Source organism: Salinicola socius (assembly GCF_001937195.1).
Classification (GTDB): Bacteria; Pseudomonadota; Gammaproteobacteria; order Pseudomonadales; family Halomonadaceae; genus Salinicola; species Salinicola socius.
This window is the reverse complement of record NZ_MSDO01000004.1, coordinates 201,869-220,685: the sequence shown is the minus strand read 5'-3', so window position 1 is coordinate 220,685 and position 18,817 is coordinate 201,869. Positions and strand designations below refer to the sequence as shown.

The window sequence follows — 18,817 nt, the reverse complement described above, 5'->3', positions numbered from 1 at the left end:
TCGGGCCGGTGTCATAAGCCGCACTGCCGGCGGCTTCGGGCCGGTGTCATAAGCCGCGCTGCCGGCGGCTTCGGGCCGGTGCAATAAGCCGCGCAGCCTAGCATAATCTCCCCCGGTGGGCCCGCCGCGGCCCAAGCGAGATTCGAGTCAGCGGTTCATGCGGGGTTTCGCGGCTTGATCAGCGGGCACGCCTGACAGTATTCCCGTGGACAGGTCGCCTTGAAATAGAGACAACAAGTCCGCCGAAAACGGACCGAATCGTTGTCTTCCGGTCGGGTGCGCGCGTGGAAGAATCGCGCCAGGGGATTGAAATCGAGTCCGAAAAGCGAGGGGTCAGCCGCTAGCAAAAAACGATAGTCCTCATCGCGACGCTGGATGGCATGGGTACAGGCAAGTCCGGTCAGCCGGCGTTCGTAGAGCGAATAGACCCTGACCGCCAGATTTTCCCACAGGATGCGTTCCGGCACGCCCCCCACTTCGCGAAGCCTCTGCCACAGCGGGACGATCGTCTGCGCGAACAGCACATGCAGGGTCTCCCTGCGGGCGCTGTGGCGTCGCGAGGCCGCCAACGCCTCGCTCTCCAGCGTCCACAGCGGCAACGAAGAGGTCCATACGCCGTCGTCGTAGGCGTATTCGATGACGCAATTGGAGGCGGAAAGATCGAGTCTGCGATCGCATATCGACAGCGCGTATAGCGGTGCGCCGGTAAGCAGAAAGCCCAGGCGTTTCGACAGCAACGATGCCGTCGTGCGCCGCTCGGGGGACCCTATCACCGGCCCCAGATGATCGAGCAGTTCGCGACAGCGCCTGGGATCGAGGAAATCGGCGACGTTCAGCGAGCGCGAGTCCGCCCTTTCGGCCGACTTCAAGCGCAGCGTGCCTGCCAGGTAGTGCCAGTGCGAAGGATCGAAACCATGGGTGCGGGACGCTTCGCTCATGCATCCTCCCGCCTGGCAAACGGAATACACAGCGGCGTATGGAAATAGGGATCGTCGATGACCTGACAGTCGAGGTGGAAGATCTCCTTGACCCGCTCACGGGTGATCACCTCATGGGGTGTACCCTGCGCGAGTATACGGCCCTCGCGCATCGCCACGATATGATCGGCGTAGCGACACGCCAGATTGAGATCGTGAAGCACCATGACGATGGTCTTTCCCGACTCTCGGTTGAGACTGGCCAACAACTCCAGCACTTCCATCTGGTGAGCCAAGTCGAGGAAAGATGTCGGCTCGTCGAGCAGCATCAAGGGAGTATCCTGGGCCACCGCCATGGCGATCCAGGCGCGCTGGCGCTGTCCGCCGGAGAGAGTCTCGACACGACGCTCCGCAAACGCGTTCAGTTCGGTGCGCGTCAGCGCTTCTTCGACCTTGCGCTCGTCCTGCTCCGACCATTGCGCCAGCCAGCCTTGATGCGGATGACGGCCCAGCCGCACCAGCTGACGCACGGTAATTCCTTCCGGTGCCACCGGATGCTGCGGCAACAGCGACAGTAACCTCGCCACGGCCTTGGTCGGCTGCTGCTGGATGTCGTATCCCTCGAGAATCACGTTGCCCTGCCACGGCGTCAACAGGCGCGCCAGCGCCTTCAGCAGCGTACTCTTGCCGCAGCCGTTGCTGCCAACGAGCACGGATACCCGGCCTTCCGGCAACACCAGAGACAGCTCGTGTAGAATCTTTTGTCGCTGATAACCCAAGCTGAGTTCATGCGCGGCGATCGTCGTCATGGGTCAGCGTACCTGCCAAATCAGAAGACCAAGAAAAAACGGCGCCCCGACGGCCGCCACGAAAATGCCGGCGGGTAGATCCAGCGGTAGAAAAAGCGTACGTCCCAGCAGGTCCGCCAAGATGACCATCACGCTACCGATCATGCTCGCCATGACGATCTGTGCAGCCCCCGGTCCAGGCACCAGACGCCTCGCCAGATGTGGCGCCACCAGGCCGACGAAAGCGATGGCGCCCCCCCAGGCGACCGCGATGCCTGCCAGCCCCGCCGCGAGCAACGTTAACGTTCCCCGCGACAACTGCACTCGCACGCCGATGCCGACTGCCAACGCGTCGTCCAGCGACGCCAGCAACGCGAAGCGCATCAACGGCACCATCATCAGCAAGGCACCGGCGAACCACGAAGCCAGTCGCAAAACCTCGGTCCAGTTGCTGCCATAGACACTGCCGGTCAACCAGACGTAGGCCGACAGCGTGGTAGACAAGGGGCTGGATAGCAGCACGAACGTCGTCACCGCCGCCAGCATGGCGGAGAGACCGATGCCCATCAGCACCAAGCGTAACGGTGTCACACCCTGCTGCCATGCCATTGCGTATACCAATCCCACCGCGGTGAGCGCACCGGTCGCAGCCGCCAACGGCAGCCAGGTGCTGCCGAGCGTACTGGCCAGAAAGGCCAGATAACAGACCGCCCCGGCGCTGGCCCCGCCGGTCACGCCCAGCGTATCGGGTGAGGCCAGAGGATTGCGAACGACCTGCTGCAGCAACCATCCGGAGAGCGCCAGCGCGCCGCCCGCCATGACACCCAGCAGCGTTCGCGGCAGACGCAGCTGCCATACGATCAAACCGATGTCGCTGCCGGGCGCCATCAGCGCTGCCCTCAACTCGTGAGGTGGCAACGGCACCTTGCCGAGCGACAGGCATGCCACAAGGGCGAGCCCCAACAGCATGGCGACGATAGCCACGCGACGCCACGATCGCCAGACGACCGCGCGGGAAAATGCGCCTATCCGTAACGCGCCGATCTCAGACATTGACGTCCCCCTGACGTCTGACGAGCCCCATGAACAGCGGCGCCCCGACCAGCGCGGTCATCACACCGATCGGCACTTCGCCGGGCAGGATCAGCGTGCGCGCGGCGATGTCCGCAAGCAGCAGTAGCGTCGCGCCCACCAGCGCGGCGGCGGGCAACCAGTGACGATGATCCGATCCCGCCAGCCGACGTGCCACATGCGGGACGATCAACCCGACGAAGGCGATGTTTCCCGCCATGGCCACCGCTGCGCCAGCCAGTATGACGATCAGTACCACCGACGCGCCCTGTAACCTGCCTATCGCCACGCCAGCACCCACGGCAACCGATTCTCCGGCAGCCAGCACGTTCCACTGCCTCGACAACGGCCAGCAAGCCGACAGCGCCACCATGGACAACAGCATCAATGGCCAGATGTCCGACAACGGCCGCGCGGATACCGATCCAGCCAGCCAGAACAGGACCGAATCCAGCCCCTGCTGATCAATCACCAGAAGCGCCTGACTAAAGGCATGGAACAGTGCGGTCAGCGCCGCCCCGGCCAGAATCAGGCGCAACGGCCCCGCCTGACTGGAGCGACGCATGGCGATCCACCACACCATTGCCGCGGCCAACCCGGCACCGACGAAGGCACCGGCGCCAGCCGCCCAGATCGGCAAGGTGGAACCCAGCGTGACGAGTAACACCACCACGAACAGCGCACCGGCGTTGATACCCAGCAAGCCGGGAGACGCCAGTGGATTGCGCGTCAGCGTCTGCATGATGCCTCCCGCCACGCCGAGACCCGCGCCGACGACCAGCGCCACCAGCGTTCGCGTCAGGCGCGTCGTCCGAATCAGCAGATCGTCGATGTCTGTCGCCGAAGGCGACCACAGGGCATGCCACACCTTGATTGGGCTCAGCCAGTGCGCGCCTGCCATCAGGCTCAGCACAAGCGCCGCCAGCAGACCCAGCACCAGCGCCACCAGTCGCAGACTCATGAGCGCCCAGCGCCTGATGCCAGCCAGGCATCCAGGTCGTCGAGAATGCCGAAGATTCCCAGAACGCCCCCGGACAGGCTCCAGGCGACCGGATCGACCTCCCATACACGATTCTGGCGAACCGCCGACAGGCGCTGCCAAAGCGGATGCTCACGCAAGCGACGATAGTGCGTCTCCGCGGATTGGCTCCTGCGATGCAGAATGAAAAAGACATCGGCATCAATCGCCGGCAAGCTCTCGACGCCACCCAACTGCAGCATCACCCCGGACGACTCCCTGGAAGCCAGGTTCCACACGAAACCGAGCTCGGCCAGTACCGATCCTCCGAAGCTCGACGCCAGATAACTACGGATTTCGCCAGGGCGAACGTCTAGCAACGACACCGTCAACGGCCAGCGGTCGCCGAAGCGGCTATCCAACCGCCGACGCAGCGTCGTCATGCGTTGCATCAACGTATGCGACAGCGCCGCCGCTTGTCCCTCCCGATGAAGCGCACGAGCCATGGTATGCAATGTACGCCGGTATCGGTGGATATCGTCGAGCATCAGCACCGGCGCCAGCGCCGACAGCAGCGGCGCAATGCGCTGATGCCGGAACCGCGAGGCGACAATCAGATCAGGAGCCAGCAGCGCGATATCCTCGAGACTGGGCTGGGTCTCGAGCCCTACCAGAGTGACGCCGGACAGCGCCTGTCGCAGATAGGGATAGATCGGCTTGTCCTGCCACGACTCCACCACCCCGACCGGCGTCACGCCGAGCGCCACCGCGGTATCGGTAGCGCCCTGAAACAGCGTCACGATGCGTGGCGAGGAAGCGTCGTGCTTGTCGCCAGCGGCGAATGCCGCACCCGGCGCCGCCCCCAGGGCCAGCGCCATGACCAATAGCTCGCGTCGCGTCATTGCGCCCTTGCCTGCCACAGGTCCCCAGGATCAGCTCGCTTGCCGGGCCGTTTAGAAGTCGACACTGTAGCCCACGGACAGCGTCCGTCCGCGACCGGCGAAATAGCGGTCGTTCATGTAATCGGCACTGGGGCTGTCGAGCGCACTCTGGGAGTAGTAGGTGATGTACTGCTTGTCGAACAGGTTGGCGATGCCGACGTTCAGTTCGCCCACCGGCAACTGGTAGCCGACGGCGGCGTCGACCAGCGTGTAACCGTCGAAGTCGGTATCCCAGCCATTGGCGCTGTCGTCGAAGCTCTTGTCGAACGCGTGATTGACCTGCAGGAACGAGGTCCATTTCGGCGACCATCGAGCGGACCAGCTCGCGATCAAACGGTCGGGGGCGACATTGAGTCCGTTGAGCCTGGAATCGAGCGTGCCGTTGTTATCGCTGTCGTAGCGCCCCCGGGTATGGGAATAGGCCACTCTTCCCGAGTGCCTGTCGGTAAACTCGTAGCCCACGGAAGCTTCGATACCCTCGATTTCTGTTTTTTCGCGTTGCATCACGAAGGCGTCGTCCCGTGTCGTCAGACGCGTGCCGAAGTCGGACGATGAAACGTAGTACGACAATTCGGCATTCAGACGACCGTTGTCGAAGCGCACACCGGTTTCGACATTGTCCGTGACGATGGGGCGCAGATTCTCGAAGCTGTCGACTGACTGCCCCGGCGTATTGATGCCACGCAGCACGCGGCCGACGTCGGGAATCGCAAACCCTTCCGAATAGTTGGCGAACAGGCTCCAGTCATCGACGGGACGCCATACCACACCCGCGTTATAGAGCGTCTCGTCGAAGTCGGGCGAGCCACCATCGACATCGACCCCGTTATTGGCGGCCACTGTCCGGTAGCTGTCGATATCGAGCTTGGCATACTCATAGCGCGCGCCGGCCGAGAAGGTCAGCGACTCGATCGGGCTGAAGTCCATTTGCACGAAAGGCGAAATATCGGTGTACCGGATCTCGGGCACGTAGGTTCGATCCGTGCTCCACAGATACTGCTCGGTATCGTCGCGCATGACGTCCAGGCCCAACGTGAGCTTGATGCGATCGTCCCACAGCCCGTCCTTGATCAACGACGTCTTGAGGCCGTACTTGCTGGTTTCCGCCATGGTCTGGTCGTAGAGCGTACCGACCGGTGCGATATCGGGATCCTGAAACGTACCCGAATCGGTCGCCCCGAACAGCGATTCGTAGTCCTGGTAGAACGCCAGCACGTTCAGGTGCATGCCGGCCAGGTCGTAGTCGTCCCAGGTAACGCCGGTGGTCCAGACCCTGTTGTAGGGAGCACTCCCTTCCGGCTCGTCACGCTTCGAGGTGGTGGGTACCCCGTTTTCACGATCGCCCGCGACGCTGACGTAGTGATTCTGCCCCTCGAGACGATAGTGATTGATGCTGAGCTGCAGCCGGCGGTCATCGTCTAACCAGTAGGCGACCTTGCCGAACACGTCATAGGCGCGTGAATCCATCAGATCGCCCTGGGTATTATCGACGCCAATGGCGTCGTCATCGCCATCCAGATACAGCCCCTGATCTTCGTAGCTCAGCGAGAACAGATAATCGATTGCATCCTTGTTGCCACTGACGCCGTAGTTGGTGCGATAACTGGTGGTGTCTGAATTCAGCTCCGACGTCGGCGTGGTGAGCTGGGCTTCGAAATGCTGGTTGAGCGAGCCCGGCTCGGGGCGCCTGGTGACGAGGTTGATGACGCCACCGGCGGCGCCCAGGCCGTTGGTGGCGTTAGCGCCCTTGATCACCTCGATGTGATCGATCATCGAGAAATCGATGGTGTGCAATTCCCGCCCGGTAGGACGCAGGGGATTGGATTGAGGAATGCCATCGATCATCACCAGCGGGGTTCGCCCGCGAAGAGTCTCGCCGCTGCCGCTCATTTTCTGGCGCGGCGGCGAATAGTCCGGTAGCAGGTTGCTCAGTATTTCGGAAGAGTCCGAGGTAATGCGTCGCTGCTGATCCAGTTCCTCCCGCGTGATCACCCGGACCACCTGGGGAGAATTCTGTTTCTCGGTACCCGAGCGCGTCGCGGTGACAATCAACGGCTCCTGACCGTTCGAGTCGAGTGCGACGGCCGGTGTCACCACCAGCATCGACAGTGTTCCCCACGCCACGACCGTAACCTTTGATCGCATGTTCCCCCCCTTGCTTCGCTATTTTTCTAGTGATCTCGGGCGCCGCCTCAGGAGGCTTGCGTCCGATGGCGGGGGATTATTGCAAACAATATGCAAAAACATCAACAAATGAGAATCATTTGCTTTAATGCGGCAATCGTTTTGTCGATCCCCGGCTGCCCGTCTCTGCTGCCCACGACGCATCGACAATCTGTCAAAATATTGTGGTCGACTTGTCTTGACGACGGCATCGCCGTAGATGAAGGTCGAACGTGGTTGTGGGGAACCCCCGCCTCGACCACCGAATTTCTCTATCCGCCCCGTGGCGACCACCTTCTCGTAGGCCATCGCCGGAGATAACAGACGCATGACACAGAGTTCGCCTCCCCCAAGCAGCGGCGACACACCCCGCTACATCGCCCATCGCGGTCTCTCGGCGCGAGCGCCCGAGAATACCCTGTCTGCGGTTCAGGCCGCGCATGACGCCGGTTGCGAGTGGGTCGAGCTCGACGTTCAACTGCTCGGCGACGGGACGCCGGTGATCTGGCACGATGCCGGCTTGAAGCGCTGTTCCAACGGCCGAGGCAAGCTGTTCAAGCTCAATGCCGAAAGCGCCGCCAAACTGGATGCCGGCAGCTGGTTCGGCGCCCAGTATCGTGGCGAGCCGATCGCCACGCTGGAGGCGATGCTGACGCTGATCCAGCGTCTGGGCATGGGGCTCAACCTGGAACTCAAGGTGTGCCGCGGCCGTAATGCCATCGAACTGGTCAAGGCTGCCCTGCCACCGACGCTGGCAGTGCTGCCGGCCGACAAGCTGATCGTCTCCTCGTTCGACCGCCATGCGTTGACCGCCGCGAGAGCGTTGGAAACCGATCCCGACCGTCTACGCCTTGGCGTGCTCGACGACAAGGCGCCCAAGCGCTGGTGGCAGGAAACCGAACGGCTGTCGGCCTACAGCCTTCACCTGGATTGGCGCAAGCTGAAGATCAAGCGTGCCCAGGAGATCGCCGACGAGGAGATCAAGCTGTTCTGCTATACCGCCAACGACCCGGTCACTTTCGAGAAGCTCTGGGATTGGGGCGTCGACGGCGTGATCAGCGACGATCCCACGCGCTTCGTCACTCATGCCGAGGAGACCGCGGCGCGCCGAGGGAGTGAAGAGAAGTCGCTCGACCCGGCTGCGGTCATGAACCACCGCCAACGATAAGCGCCTGATACACTCGCCAATTAGCGCCTTTGACGGCACGCTCCTGCGCTTAAGATGGGCACCATGCCCGTTTTCCAGGTTGCGAGCCGTTCATGAATCCCTCCACGCTTATCGGCATCATCGCCAGTGCGCTGCTATTGGCGACCGTCGTGCTGTTCACCGCTCAGGCCCCGAGCAGTTTCTTCAATCTGCCGGGGTTGGCGATCGTGCTCACCGGCACGCTGGCGGCCAGCTTCATCAGCTACCCCCTTCAGGAGATGCAGCGGCTATGCCGCCAGATCGCCGTGGTGTTCCGCCGTGAACCCCAGGCGAGCGAACTGGAGAGCGACCTCGAGCAGCTGATCGACATGTCGCGCCACTGGAGCCGCGGCAATATCCGCGCCATCGAAGGCGCCCTCGAGAGCACCACCAACCCGTTCCTGCGCACCGGCATGCAGATGGTGATCGCCAACACCCGCGAGGAAGAGATCCGCGAGATGCTTCGCTGGCGCATGGTGCGGGTCAAGGCCAAGGAGCGTACCGAGGCGCAGATACTGCGTACGATGGCCGTCTATGCGCCGGCCTTCGGCATGCTGGGCACGCTGGTCGGGCTGATCAACATGCTCGAGGTGATCCAGGCCGGCGATCTTGCGGTCATCGGGCCCCGCCTGGCCGTGGCGCTGATGTCGACCTTCTACGGCATTCTGCTGGCCAACCTGCTGTTCAAGCCGATCGCGGTCAAGCTCGAACGCCGCACCGAGGCCCGGCTGATGGCGATGACGCTGATCCTGGAAGGTATCGCGATGGTCAGCAAGCGTCGGCTGCCGGCGTTCATCGAGGAAGCACTGAATACCTACCGTGCCGAGCATCGCGACGAAATGCGCGATCCCCGCCGGCCTCAACCCGCCGATGCGTCGGCCGAGACCGCATGAGTCAGGCCGCAATCTCTCCCGGCGGCCCCTTCGCCGACCTGCTGTTCGATGATGGCCCTTTCGACGACGCCGGGCACGGCAGCGAGAGCGATTCGTGGCTGATGAGCTATCTCGACATGCTGATGCTGCTGATCACGTTCTTCGTGCTGATGCTGGCGCTCTACGGCGGCCAGCTCGTCGACCGCAACGTCGACGACACCCCGGCGATCACGGCACTGCCGCTGCACATTCCGGCGATGGCACCGCCGCTCAGGCTCCCCCAGGCGACCGTCGGCGAGTTCTATCGGCCGCCGCGTCAGCTCTCCCCGGCACCGCTGGCGAGCGACGTCGGCTTTTACTCTCCAGACTCGACGCCGCCCCCCGTCGAGCCATTTCAATCGTCGCCAGCCCTCGCCGAGGTCACGACTGGCGCTCCGATGGCGTTCAGCGTGCCGCTGTTCGATCTGCCCGATGCGGAACCGGCGCCGGTGCTGCCGCAGATCGACGGCGTCGAGGTCACGGCGATTCCCCACGGCTTCAACCTGCGCATTCAGGATCATCTGCTGTTCGACAGCAGTGCCGTCGGGCTCAGCGATAACGGACGACAGCTGGTCGAGAAGCTGATCCCGATGCTGGAGGAGTTCAAGGGCACCATCTCGGTCGAAGGCCACACCGACAGCGTCCCCATCTCGACCTCCCGCTTCCCCTCCAACTGGGAACTGTCGGCCGCGCGCGCCTCCGCCGTCGTGCGGGTTCTGCGTCTGGCCGGTATCGATGGCGATCGGCTGCGAGCGATCGGCTACGCCTCGACGCATCCCCTGGCCGACAACCACACCCCGGCCGGCCGAGCCAGCAACCGCCGCGTGGAACTGGTACTCCAGGAGCCCGATTCGTCAGCCCCGTGACGGTTAGCACCGTCGCGGGGTTGCTGGGGCCGATCCGGAATTCACTTGTCGCGTGGAAGCTGCGACAATCCGGCGCGTCGAGAGACGTGTGCACGGGAAGCGGGTGAGAACCCCGCACTGCCCCCGCAACGGTAATCGCGTTAGGAAACACTGCATAAATGACTGCGCAGGCGAATCGCTGCATTGCGCGGTGCTCGGAATCCTCACCTATACCCCATAGGCTCCGGTTCCCGTGCTCCGTGCGTCTTGCGACGGAGTGCCGCCCACTTCATCCTGCTCGCCGATTTATTCGGCATTTCCTTGGACACCACGAGGATGCGCCGCCAGGCCATCCAGCCACTGTGATCGAATGGACAACGCGTCAAGGGAACGTCCATCGACATGGGAAGGCGTGCGTGTCGGATGACCCAGCGTCATCGCGCAAGAGTCCGGAGACCGGCACGTCTCTCTTCACTGGTTGATGCGGAGGGCTCATCCAGTGGCGGCTTCCCCTGCCCGGACTCCATGACGTCCGAGGCGGGCATCGTCACGTCCGTCCTCCCATTGCGTATTCGTCAGAATTTCGCACCATCGTGCTCGGCCGACCGGTCGGCGATCTTCGATGGTGCCACGCAGTTGGGGATCACATCGCATGCGTTACAAGAAGAAAGTCGCCGTATCCAGCGTCGCACTCGCCGTGGCGATGACCACGGTATCGGCTCACGCCCAGCAGGTTCAGCAGTCGCTCGACGACGTCCAGGTCACGGCCAATCGTCTGCCGCAATCGCAGGCCGACGTGCTGGCCAGCACCACCATCATCGATCGCGCCGAGATCGAACGAAGCCAGGCGGGCAGTCTCGTCGAACTGCTGCAGGGGCGTGCCGGGATCGAACTGGCGCGCAACGGGAGTCGCGGCAATACCACCAGCCTGTTCATGCGCGGCACCAATTCCGACCACACGCTCGTTCTCGTCGATGGGCTGCGCATCGCATCACCCACCGACGGCAGCATCAACTGGGAGTTCCTGCCGGTCGCCGCCATCCAGCGCATCGAGATCGTGCGCGGACCGCGGGCGGCTGCTTACGGCGCCGATGCCATCGGTGGCGTCATCAACATCCTCACCCGGACCGCAGATCAGGATGGCCAGCACGCGACCCTCGACCTGCGCGTCGGCGAGGACAGCAGCCAGCAGCAAAGCGGCTGGTTCTCGTCGGTTCAGGGCGATACGCGGCTCTCGGCGCTAATCGACCACCAGAAAAGCGACGGCTATTCGGCTCGCGATAACAGCACCGATGACGATGGCTTCGAACAGGCCACCGGCCAGCTCTCGCTGAACCACGCTTTTGCCGACAAGGCCGATCTGGACGTCTCGTTGTTGCGCTCGACGACCGATTACGACTACGACGATTGCGGCTTCCCCTACTCCGAGGACTGTCGTGGCAAAGGAGAGCAGTTTCTCGCCCAGGCCGCGCTGACCAGCCACCTGACGCGGAGCTGGGACATGGTGCTATCCGCTGGGCAGGCCCGGGAATCCCGGGAGAATCGAATCACCGGCGACGACCAGGGCAAGACCGCCACACGCCGCAACGACTTTGGCATCGCTCATCGGTTCCGGCTCGATAACGGTAGCGCCGGTCTCGGCGTCGACTATCGTCAGGAAGAACTGACCGACGGCGACGATGGCTATGCTCGAGATTCCCGCGAGAACTACGGGCTCTACGCCAACTGGCAGGGCGACTATGGTCGCCACTCGCTTTCCGCCGGCGGTCGCTACGATGACGATCAGCTGTTCGGCGATGCCACCACCGGCAACGTCGGCTACGCCTATCAGTTGACCGAACGCCAGCAGGTCGGCGCCACCTACGGTACGGCGTTCAAGGCACCCAGCTTCCTGGAACTTTATGGACCCTTCGGCGCCAACCCGGATCTTGATGCCGAAGCGTCGGAAACCACGGAACTGTTCTGGCGTCTGCGCGCCGAATCTTGGCATATCGGTTTGACCGCGTTCGAGACCCATATCGATGACCTGATCAGCTTCAGCGGCCCCAATTTCACGCCGATCAACATCGACGATGCCCGAATTCGTGGCGTCGAGCTGAGCACCGGCTGGGAGCATGGAGGATTCGATATCAGCGCCTCGCTGACCCATCAGGACCCGGAGGATCGCTCCACTGGCGAGCGCCTGCAGCGCCGGGCGCGCACCTTTGGGCGAATCGACGCCGACTACGCTTTCTCGGAGTGGGGCGTGGGCGCAACCCTGCGTAGCGCCGCTGATCGCCGGGATGTGGACGTTGTCAGCTTCGGCGACACCACCACGGCCGGCTACGGAGTCGTCGACCTGCGCACCGCCTGGCAGGTCACTCCGGAAATTCAGCTATCGGCCAAGCTGGAAAACGCCTTCGACAGGGACTATCAACTGGTCGACGGCTACAACACCCAGGATCGTTATCTGGAAGGTGGCGTGAAACTCAGCTTCTGACTCGGCCGCTCGCAGGCCCCGGCTCGATAGGGATCCGAAAGACGCCTCGTCACTCCATGGTTGGCGAGGCGTCGTCGGTTAGAGAGCGAAATGTCGACAAGTCACAAAAACCGTTCAACCGGAGGGCGCCACAACGCTGTATCGGCGACGCATCCGAGCGCAAACCTTCGAGAGCCACGCGAGTTGATCAGGGCCACAACCGAAAGCCCCGGACGTGAACGAGCCCCCGTCATCCGCCCGAAACCCTCCGCCCGAAACCATCCACCCGAAACATGGGTCACGGACAGTTTTCCTATCGAGCAGCCAACCAATCGTCGAAGGCTTCGGCGGTCATCGGCCTGCCCATCCAGTAACCCTGCGCTTCGTCGCAGCCCAGTGCTTGCAGTATCCGGTAGCTTTCCTGGGTCTCCACGCCTTCGGCGACCACATGATAGCCCAGCTCCTGAGCCATGGAGATCATCGCTTTGATCAACGTCTGGCTGCGGGCTTGCTGATCTATCTGGGCGACGAAAGAGCGATCGATCTTTACCACATCGGCCGGCACCTTCTGCAAATAAGCCAGGCTGCTATAGCCGGTACCGAAGTCATCGATAGCGAGTCTGATACCAGCGTTGACCAGCACATCGAGTGCTTCGCGAGCGGTCCGGGTGTTGCTGATCAGAGCACTCTCCGTCAGTTCAAGTTCGAGGGCACCCACCGGTAAAGCCTGCTCGGCCAGATACCTCTCGAGTCGAGCACTGAAATCCGGCTCACCGAGGTTGGCAGCGGAAATATTGACCGACATCTGCAACACTCGGCCGCGCCGGTGCCAGACGGCGGCCTGACGGATAGCGTGGCGCAGCACCCAGTCAGTCAGCGGCCGCACCATGGCCGTGTGCTCGATCAAAGAAATAAACTCGTCAGGGGAGATCGAACCCAGCGTCGGATGTTGCCAGCGAATGAGCGCTTCCGCGCCCACACAGCGGCCGGTGGCCAAGGACACTCGCGGTTGATAGACAAGCTGTAGCTGTCCGACGTCCTCGAGGGCATGACGAAAACCGTTGATCAGCTCAAAACGCCGAAAATGCTGCTCGTCTAAAGACGAAGAGAAGAGGCTGACCCCGGTTTCGCTGTCACGGGCCGCCTGGCAAGCACTGTGCGAGGTTCGAAGGATATCGGCAGGCACGTTTTCGCCCAAGCGGAAAGGCGCTACCCCCACCATCGGACACAGTACGAAAGGCACGGCATCCCCAAGCGGCATGCTCGACAACACTTGCCTGAGGCGTAGGGCCGTAGCCAGCGCTTCACTCTCCTCCAGACAGCGCTCGGCGCTTTCCAGAATGTAGGCATACTGGCAGGGCCCTACCTGATAGATAACGTTGCCGACACCCAGTTCCAGCTGGAGGCGCATCGCCGCCTCGCGCGCCACATCGTCGAGACAAGCCGGCCCCAGGACACGCTGCAACGAGTGCATTTCGGCGATGTCGATCAGCTCGATATAGAGCGCAAAACAGCTTACGCCGGCCCTATCTCGGGCCCGGTCTTCCAGATCCTCGATGAACTTGCTGCTGTTGGATAGCCCGGTGAGCGGGTCGAGCCTGCCAAAGGCATGCTGCAGTTCGATTTGGGCCATGACCATCGCCGCCAAATCCTTCAGCATGCTTATCTCATGTTCTGTAACGCTCCGCGGCTCGTTGCCCAGAACGCACATCGCCCCCAGGAGATAGCCGTCGTATGTTTGCAACGGCGCCCCGGCATAAAAGCGGATGCCCGATTGCGCCAGAGGACTATCGCGGTAGTGCGGCGATTCGAGCAGATCGGGGATCACCACCACCCGAGACAAATCGGCAACTTCCCCGCAGCACGCCTTGGAACGCGGTATCTCCCAATGATCGATCCCCACTCGCGACTTGAACCATTGACGATTCTCGTCAGTGAGCGAAACGGCGGCGATAGGCAGGTTGAAAAGCTCACTGGCGATACGCGTGATGCGATCGAAACTCTCGCTGGGAGGCGTATCGAGCAGATTGAGCTGTCGCAGCTTCGATAATCGCTTGCGCTCGTGCTCTTCGACAGACGAGATATGGGAACCATTGATCATCCTGCAGCTTCCTCTGTGTCTCCCGCACGCTTTCGGCGCCTAGCCAGAAAGCTCTGAACGGCTATCGGCAATATGGCCCCTGATCTTCAGCGATCCTCATCACGAGATTCGACAATATTTTCGAAGGTCCGATGAACGTCGTTGCCGGTCGTGGTCTTGACCCGGATAGGGTGTGACCCGATTCGCGACTTGTCGAACTGGCAAGGCTGGCCCAAGATACTGTATATATAGCCAGTCATCATGCCCAACCACAGGAGTCGCTGGAATGACGTCTCCCTATCGATTTACCGGCCCGCTGAAAGGCCGCGGCGCGACCTACAATCCCGACAACCGTTTCCAGCCGACGCACGGCACCGTGGAAGACGACGGCTGGTGGCAGCAAGAACTGCCGGCGCGTATTGCCACCCAGGTCCAGCTCGAAGCACCCCGCTCCGCGTTTTCCTGGAATCAATCGCCGGATCTGGGCTTCGATCGTTCGCTCAACCCCTATCGCGGCTGCGAGCACGGCTGTATCTACTGCTATGCCCGCCCCAGCCACGCCTACTGGGATCTCTCTCCCGGGATCGATTTCGAGACGCGCCTGATCGCCAAGACCGGCATGGCGGATCGATTGCGCGAGGAGCTGTGCAAACCCGGCTACGTCTGCCGGCCGATCAACCTCTCCGGCAACACCGACTGCTACCAGCCGATCGAGGCGCAGCACGGTACGACGCGCTCGCTGCTGGAACTGCTGCTGGAGTGCCGCCACCCGGTCACGCTGGTGACCAAGAGCGCGTTGATCCTGCGCGACCGGGAACTGCTCGCCGAAATGGCCCGCGAGCGGCTGGTCCGTGTCTTCGTCAGCCTGACCTCCCTCGACAACGAACTGAAGCGCACGCTCGAGCCGCGTACCGCTTCGCCGGCGGCGCGCCTCAAGGTCATTCGGGATCTGCATGAAGCCGGGGTCCCGGTGGGCGTGCTGGTGGCGCCGGTGATCCCCGCCATTAACGACAGCGAGATCGAGACGCTGCTGGCGCGGGCGGCTGAGGCCGGGGCCCGAACCGCCAGCTGGACGCTGTTGCGACTGCCACGCGAGGTGTCGCCGCTGTTCGAAGCCTGGCTCGAGGAGCACTATCCGGAGCGCGCGGGCAAGGTCATGAGCCTGCTCCGCCAGTCCCGCGGCGGGCAGAACAACGACAGCCGTTTCGGCCACCGGATGCGTGGCGAGGGGCTGTTCGTGGACATGATTGACCAGCGTTTTCGCCGTGCCGCCGCTCGTCTGCAGATGGGCCAACGGGCGGAGATGGGTCTCGATACCACGCGCTTTCGCGCGCCTCACGCGCAGCAGGATCTGTTTGGCTGATTTTCGACAATCGGCAGGCACCCTTTGACCCTGCCCTGAGCAGGAACGTCGTTTTCCTGTTTGTCGCTTAAGATTTCTTTAAGCCTGGAACACGACCATGAACGGATCGCCCTCGCGCTCATCGTCCACGATTGCCCTGGCCTGACCGACGCGGTTGGGCCCGCGGCCCTTCGTCAAACCGATCCGTGATCTCTCAGGTTGCCCGTTCACATGGCCAGGATATCGTCACCAATGCGTTCAAGCCTCCATTCTCCCTTGATTTCGATTCTGATACCGGCCAAGGATGAAGTCGGCAATCTCCCCGGCCTGCTCGATGAAATCAGCCTGGCGCTTGCCGATGTCGAGCATGAAGTCATCGTCGTCGACGATGCCTCGACGGATGGCAGCTGGGAGCTGTTGACCCGGCGCGCGGCGCAGGATTCTCGCCTGCGCCCGATGCGTCACGCTTGCAGTGCCGGACAAAGCACCTCTGTCTGGCAGGCCGCGTGGGCGGCCCGCGGAACCTGGCTCGGCACGCTGGATGGCGACGGCCAGAACGATCCGGCGGACCTGCCGGCGCTACTCGCGCGCGCGCGACAGGGCGATGTCACGCTGGTGGCGGGTCATCGGGTTCAGCGCCACGACGATTGGCTAAAACGGGTGTCGTCGAAGATCGCCAATCGCGTCCGCGCGGCGTTGCTCAACGATGCCACGCCGGATACCGGTTGCGGATTAAAGGTGGTGCGTCGCGACGCTTTCGTGTCGCTGCCCTACTTCGATCATATGCACCGGTTTCTCCCCGCCCTGGTTCGCGCTCAGGGGGGCGAGTGCGTTTCCGTTCCAGTCAATCACCGCCCGCGCGGCAGCGGTCGGTCGCATTACGGTCTCAACAATCGGCTGTGGGCAGGGATCGTGGATATGGTCGGGGTGATGTGGCTGCGACGCCGTAGCCGACTGCCTGCGGCCATCGTCGATACGATGACGCCGGCCGGCAGCCCCGCTGAGAATCCGAAAATTTCGACGCACGCGGAGCCGATGCCATGAATCAGGAATGGCTGTGGGTGACCATCGGCTTCATCGGCCAGGCGCTGTTCTCGGCACGCTTCATCATCCAGTGGCTCGCCAGCGAGCGCGCCAGGCGTAGCATCATTCCGGTCGCCTTCTGGTTTTTCAGCCTCGGCGGCGGCGCCACGCTGCTCGCCTACGCCATCTATCGCCGCGATCCGGTGTTCATCGCGGGCCAGGGCACAGGCCTGATCATCTACGTTCGCAACCTGATGCTGATCCGCCGGGAGACGCGTCAGACGGATTCCACCAGAACCGCACTTTCCGACGACGTCTCGAACTCCTGAACGGAACCCTTGCCATGCGACGCTTCTGGACCGACCCATCACAGGCGCAATATCGTCGTACCTGGTTGCTGTTGCTGCTGTTCACCATCGTGCTACTGGGAATCGGCATCGGCCTACGTGATCCGTGGCCCGCCGATGAACCACGTTTCGCGCTGAATGCCCTGGAGATGCTGCGTACCGGCCAGTTCTGGTTCCCGCACCGGGGCGGCGAGCTCTATCCCGACAAACCGCCCCTGTTCATGTGGGCATCGGCCCTGAGCATCTGGCTCACCGGCTCCGTGCGCTGGGGGTTTCTGATACCCACCACGCTGGCCGGTGTCGGTACCCTGTTGCTGACGATAGATCTTTGCCGTCGCCTGTACGGACGGCGCATCGCGCTGATGTCGGGGGTGGCGCTACTGACCGCATTCCAGTTCGTGCTGCAGGCCAAGACGGCCCAGCTCGACATGATGCTGACGTTCTTTACCACCCTTGCCAGCTATGGTTTTCTGCGTCACGCACTGCTCGGCCCTGCCAAGAAGTGGTGGCTGACAGGCTGGGCCGCAATGGGCCTCGGCATCATCACCAAGGGTGTCGGCATCCTGCCTCTGACACTGCTGCCGGCCTGGTGGTGGATGGCCTACCGCGGACAGGCCACACGCTTTCGTCTGAAGGATTTGGCGCAGGGGATCGGCGTCATGCTGCTGTGTGTGGCCACCTGGGCGGTGCCGATGATTGTCATGGCGACATGGGGAGATGACCCGTCATTGGCCGCCTATCGGGACAATATCCTGTTCAAGCAGACCGGCCAGCGCTACGCCGATTCCTGGGCGCACCTCGAACCCTGGTACTACTATCTGCTCAACGTTCTGCCGTGGGCGTGGATGCCGCTGATCCTGGCCTTCCCGTGGGCGATCCCCGCCTGGTGGCGTCGTCTGTGTCGCGCCGATGCACGCATTCTGCTGCCGCTCAGTTCCGTCATTCTGATCGTCACTTTCTTTTCCCTGTCCCCCGGTAAACGTGGCGTTTACATGCTGCCGACGTTACCGCTGCTGGTCATGGCGATGGCACCGCTGCTGCCCGGACTGATCACTAAAAAGCGCCTGCATTGGCTGGGGTTCGGCCTGCTGGCCTTGCTCGGCGGCATACTGTTGATCGCAGGTATTCTGGGTTTCGTCGGTCTGCCGGCACTGACCAAAGTCGCCTCACGTCATGCGGTATCGCCCTGGGCATGGTGGATCGTCATCGGCGTCATAGCGCTTGGATTGCTGGCATGGGCGCGCCCGCGCCGCGGATTGTGGGCACTCTGCGGCTGGTTGATCGTTTTCTGGGTCAGTTGGTCGAGCTGGGGTTATACGCTGCAGGATCACGCTCGCTCTCCGCGGGACATGATGGCCGATGTCGAGTCGATCACCGGCACCGGCATCTGGTTGGCGATGCCGGATTACGATGAAGAGTTTCTTCTGCAGTCTCGCCAACCCAGCATTCAGTTCGGCGACAAGACGCCGGCAAGCGATCAGTTCCAGCGTGCCTTCGCCTGGCTCCAGCAGGATGACAGCCGCTGGATGTTCGCGATGAAGCGTCAAGCCGAAGATTACGACTGCATCGACCGCGGCCAGGTTCACGACATGGGGATTCAGAATGGCGACGACTGGTGGCTCGTTCCGGCGACGGCCGTGGGCCAGTGCCAGGGCGACGTGACCGCAGCGCCGATCTTCGTGGCACCGACCACCTTGCCGGACAGTACCGGCAGCGCACCGAGGGTTTAAAAGCCTGGGACTGCAGCATGAACCCGATGCGCTTCGAGACGGCGGCCAACGTCCCGG

At 62.7% G+C, this 18,817-nt stretch carries 15 protein-coding genes and 1 riboswitch; of the genes, 8 read left to right on the top strand and 7 right to left on the bottom strand.

All coding sequences use genetic code 11. The features are described from left to right. Positions 1-155: 155 nt before the first annotated feature. The 6 genes from BTW07_RS05280 to BTW07_RS05255 form a co-directional block, all read right to left on the bottom strand. A complete protein-coding gene (locus BTW07_RS05280) occupies positions 156-938 on the bottom strand; it encodes an IucA/IucC family C-terminal-domain containing protein (RefSeq protein WP_075569113.1) in 783 nt (260 codons plus the stop codon). Further along, on the bottom strand, positions 935-1,726 hold the full coding sequence (locus BTW07_RS05275; RefSeq protein WP_075569112.1) for an ABC transporter ATP-binding protein: 792 nt from the start codon (positions 1,724-1,726) through the stop codon (positions 935-937). The genes BTW07_RS05280 and BTW07_RS05275 overlap by 4 nt, the downstream gene beginning before the upstream one ends. A 3-nt stretch (positions 1,727-1,729) precedes the next feature. Further along, complete coding sequence (locus BTW07_RS05270) at positions 1,730-2,689, bottom strand: FecCD family ABC transporter permease (protein WP_208605368.1); 960 nt, start codon at positions 2,687-2,689, stop codon at positions 1,730-1,732. Between the two features lie 61 nt (positions 2,690-2,750). Further along, on the bottom strand, positions 2,751-3,737 hold the full coding sequence (locus BTW07_RS05265) for a FecCD family ABC transporter permease (RefSeq protein WP_075569110.1): 987 nt from the start codon (positions 3,735-3,737) through the stop codon (positions 2,751-2,753). Then, positions 3,734-4,636: an ABC transporter substrate-binding protein gene (locus BTW07_RS05260; RefSeq protein ID WP_075569109.1), complete on the bottom strand. Its 903-nt coding sequence runs from the start codon at positions 4,634-4,636 to the stop codon at positions 3,734-3,736. The genes BTW07_RS05265 and BTW07_RS05260 overlap by 4 nt, the downstream gene beginning before the upstream one ends. 51 nt (positions 4,637-4,687) lie before the next feature. After that, entirely contained in the window at positions 4,688-6,820 is a 2,133-nt protein-coding gene (locus BTW07_RS05255; RefSeq protein WP_075569108.1) for a TonB-dependent receptor, read from the bottom strand. Positions 6,821-7,166: 346 nt separating this feature from the next. Here BTW07_RS05255 and BTW07_RS05250 point away from each other — a divergent pair, with 346 nt between their 5' ends. From BTW07_RS05250 to BTW07_RS05235, 4 genes are all read left to right on the top strand, one after another. Continuing rightward, positions 7,167-8,006, top strand: coding sequence for a glycerophosphoryl diester phosphodiesterase (locus BTW07_RS05250; RefSeq protein ID WP_075569107.1), 840 nt, complete (start codon positions 7,167-7,169; stop codon positions 8,004-8,006). Positions 8,007-8,098: 92 nt separating this feature from the next. Further along, entirely contained in the window at positions 8,099-8,917 is an 819-nt protein-coding gene (locus BTW07_RS05245) for a motility protein A (RefSeq protein ID WP_075569106.1), read from the top strand. Continuing rightward, entirely contained in the window at positions 8,914-9,801 is an 888-nt protein-coding gene (locus tag BTW07_RS05240) for an OmpA family protein (RefSeq protein WP_083941538.1), read from the top strand. The genes BTW07_RS05245 and BTW07_RS05240 overlap by 4 nt, the downstream gene beginning before the upstream one ends. 95 nt (positions 9,802-9,896) lie before the next feature. Beyond that, positions 9,897-9,950: riboswitch (cobalamin riboswitch) on the top strand. A 482-nt stretch (positions 9,951-10,432) separates the two neighbouring features. Continuing rightward, positions 10,433-12,259 (top strand): TonB-dependent receptor domain-containing protein, encoded by a 1,827-nt coding sequence (locus BTW07_RS05235; RefSeq protein ID WP_075569105.1) that lies wholly within the window; start codon positions 10,433-10,435, stop codon positions 12,257-12,259. Between the two features lie 292 nt (positions 12,260-12,551). Here BTW07_RS05235 and BTW07_RS05230 read toward each other — a convergent pair whose 3' ends face one another. Beyond that, positions 12,552-14,339, bottom strand: a complete 1,788-nt coding sequence (locus BTW07_RS05230; protein WP_075569104.1) for a sensor domain-containing phosphodiesterase — start codon at positions 14,337-14,339, stop codon at positions 12,552-12,554. Positions 14,340-14,604: 265 nt separating this feature from the next. On the opposite strand from BTW07_RS05230, the gene BTW07_RS05225 reads away from it, so the two are divergent. The 4 genes from BTW07_RS05225 (at position 14,605) to BTW07_RS05210 (ending at position 18,760) form a co-directional block, all read left to right on the top strand. After that, entirely contained in the window at positions 14,605-15,681 is a 1,077-nt protein-coding gene (locus tag BTW07_RS05225) for a PA0069 family radical SAM protein (protein ID WP_075569103.1), read from the top strand. Positions 15,682-15,912: 231 nt separating this feature from the next. Beyond that, positions 15,913-16,704: a glycosyltransferase family 2 protein gene (locus tag BTW07_RS05220; protein WP_083941534.1), complete on the top strand. Its 792-nt coding sequence runs from the start codon at positions 15,913-15,915 to the stop codon at positions 16,702-16,704. After that, positions 16,701-17,012 carry a lipid-A-disaccharide synthase N-terminal domain-containing protein gene (locus BTW07_RS05215; RefSeq protein WP_075569102.1) on the top strand — a complete coding sequence of 104 codons (312 nt, stop codon included), beginning with the start codon at positions 16,701-16,703 and terminating at the stop codon, positions 17,010-17,012. Before BTW07_RS05220 ends, BTW07_RS05215 begins: the two co-directional genes overlap by 4 nt. 14 nt (positions 17,013-17,026) lie before the next feature. Next, positions 17,027-18,760, top strand: coding sequence for an ArnT family glycosyltransferase (locus BTW07_RS05210; RefSeq protein WP_075569101.1), 1,734 nt, complete (start codon positions 17,027-17,029; stop codon positions 18,758-18,760). The last annotated feature ends 57 nt before the right edge of the window (positions 18,761-18,817 follow it).

What these genes read in the sequence shown, in the direction of transcription:
- BTW07_RS05280 (WP_075569113.1), bottom strand. Translation starts at nt 938, where the DNA reads ATGAGCGAAGCGTCCCGCACCCATGGTTTCGATCCTTCGCACTGGCAC.
- BTW07_RS05275 (WP_075569112.1), bottom strand. Translation starts at nt 1,726, where the DNA reads ATGACGACGATCGCCGCGCATGAACTCAGCTTGGGTTATCAGCGACAA.
- BTW07_RS05265 (WP_075569110.1), bottom strand. Translation starts at nt 3,737, where the DNA reads ATGAGTCTGCGACTGGTGGCGCTGGTGCTGGGTCTGCTGGCGGCGCTT.
- BTW07_RS05260 (WP_075569109.1), bottom strand. Translation starts at nt 4,636, where the DNA reads ATGACGCGACGCGAGCTATTGGTCATGGCGCTGGCCCTGGGGGCGGCG.
- BTW07_RS05255 (WP_075569108.1), bottom strand. Translation starts at nt 6,820, where the DNA reads ATGCGATCAAAGGTTACGGTCGTGGCGTGGGGAACACTGTCGATGCTG.
- BTW07_RS05250 (WP_075569107.1), top strand. Translation starts at nt 7,167, where the DNA reads ATGACACAGAGTTCGCCTCCCCCAAGCAGCGGCGACACACCCCGCTAC.
- BTW07_RS05245 (WP_075569106.1), top strand. Translation starts at nt 8,099, where the DNA reads ATGAATCCCTCCACGCTTATCGGCATCATCGCCAGTGCGCTGCTATTG.
- BTW07_RS05240 (WP_083941538.1), top strand. Translation starts at nt 8,914, where the DNA reads ATGAGTCAGGCCGCAATCTCTCCCGGCGGCCCCTTCGCCGACCTGCTG.
- BTW07_RS05235 (WP_075569105.1), top strand. Translation starts at nt 10,433, where the DNA reads ATGCGTTACAAGAAGAAAGTCGCCGTATCCAGCGTCGCACTCGCCGTG.
- BTW07_RS05230 (WP_075569104.1), bottom strand. Translation starts at nt 14,339, where the DNA reads ATGATCAATGGTTCCCATATCTCGTCTGTCGAAGAGCACGAGCGCAAG.
- BTW07_RS05225 (WP_075569103.1), top strand. Translation starts at nt 14,605, where the DNA reads ATGACGTCTCCCTATCGATTTACCGGCCCGCTGAAAGGCCGCGGCGCG.
- BTW07_RS05220 (WP_083941534.1), top strand. Translation starts at nt 15,913, where the DNA reads ATGCGTTCAAGCCTCCATTCTCCCTTGATTTCGATTCTGATACCGGCC.
- BTW07_RS05215 (WP_075569102.1), top strand. Translation starts at nt 16,701, where the DNA reads ATGAATCAGGAATGGCTGTGGGTGACCATCGGCTTCATCGGCCAGGCG.
- BTW07_RS05210 (WP_075569101.1), top strand. Translation starts at nt 17,027, where the DNA reads ATGCGACGCTTCTGGACCGACCCATCACAGGCGCAATATCGTCGTACC.